Source organism: Inquilinus sp. OTU3971 (assembly GCF_038440215.1).
On the sequence record NZ_JASATH010000415.1, the window covers coordinates 1 to 1331 of the forward strand.

The 1331-nt window shown below is 72.4% G+C and carries 1 protein-coding gene; it reads right to left on the reverse strand.

The window, feature by feature from the left end; genetic code table 11:
* Positions 1-65: 65 nt before the first annotated feature.
* Complete coding sequence (gene trpS / locus AAHM41_RS40185) at positions 66-1109, reverse strand: tryptophan--tRNA ligase (RefSeq protein WP_342242255.1); 1044 nt, start codon at positions 1107-1109, stop codon at positions 66-68.
* Between the last annotated feature and the right edge of the window lie 222 nt (positions 1110-1331).

Sequence of the window (1331 nt, forward strand, 5' to 3'; positions counted from 1 at the left end):
CTCCTCCCCCCCCCCCCCCCCCCCCTCGGGGGGCCCCCCCCCCCCCCCCCCCAACACGAGCGGGCTCACCGCCGGACCAGCCCGAACACGCCGCGCACCGCATCCAGCACCTGCGCTGCCTGCTGCCGCGCCGCCTCCGTGCCGCGGCGCAGGACGGCGCGGACCTCGCCGGGATCGAGTGCGAGCTGCGCCCGCCGCTCGCGGATCGGGCCCAGCAGCGCCTCCAGCACCTCCTCCAGCCGGCGCTTCACCGCCATGTCCGGCAGCCCGCCTGCACGGTAGCGGCGCTTGAGGTCGGCCACCGTCGCCGGGTCGGGATCGAAGGCGTCGAGATAGGCGAAGACGACGTTGCCCTCGACCCGGCCCGGATCCTTGACCCGCAGATGCGCGGGATCGGTGTACATGCGGCGGATCTTGGCGCGGACCGTGTCGGCATCGTCGCGCAGGTCGATGGCGTTGCCGGCCGATTTGCTGGCCTTGCCCTGGCCGTCCAACCCCGGCAGCCGCGGCGTGGTCGACAGCAGGATACGCGGCTCCGGCAGCACCGCGGCGCCGGCCAGCCGGTTGACCGCGCGCACGATCTCGACCGTCTGCTCCAGCATCGGCGCCTGGTCGGCCCCGACCGGCACCAGCGTCGCCGCCACCGCGGTGATGTCGGCCGCCTGGCTGACCGGGTAGCACAGGAATCCCGCCGGCAGGTCGCGGGCGAAGCCGCGCTGGCGGATCTCGTCGCGCACCGTCGGGTTGCGCTCCAGCCGGGCGACGGTGACCAGGTTGAGGTACAGCATCGCCAGCTCGGCCATCTCCGGCACTGCGGACTGCAGCACGATGGCGCTGCGCGCCGGGTCGAGGCCGATGGCGAGGTGGTCGAGCGCCACCTCCATCACGTTGCGGCTGACCCGGCCGGGATCGGCGGCGTTGTCGGTCAGGGCCTGCAGGTCGGCGATCAGCACGAATTGCCGGCACAGGCGCTGCAGCCGCAGCCGGTTGGCCAGCGAGCCGGCGTAATGGCCGAGATGCAGCGGCCCGGTCGGCCGGTCGCCGGTCAGCACGACATCGGCTTCAGTGATCTCGGGCGCAGGTGGATGCGCAAGGAGGGCGAGAGACATAGGACGAATCCTTTCGAGCAGGGAGGAAGGGCCGCTCGGATGGATCGCCGTCTCAGGACATGAAAAAGGCCGCTTCCATCGGAGCGGCCAGGGTGCAGGACGAAGCACGCGCAGCCGCCGTCAGGCGCTGCGCCACCAATTCCGGAACAGGGTCGCGGGCTTCGTCATGGCCGGCATCCTACAGCAGCCGGACGATGCGGAAAAGATGGCGACGGGTGGACG

What these genes read in the sequence shown, in the direction of transcription:
- trpS (WP_342242255.1), bottom strand. Translation starts at nt 1,109, where the DNA reads ATGTCTCTCGCCCTCCTTGCGCATCCACCTGCGCCCGAGATCACTGAA.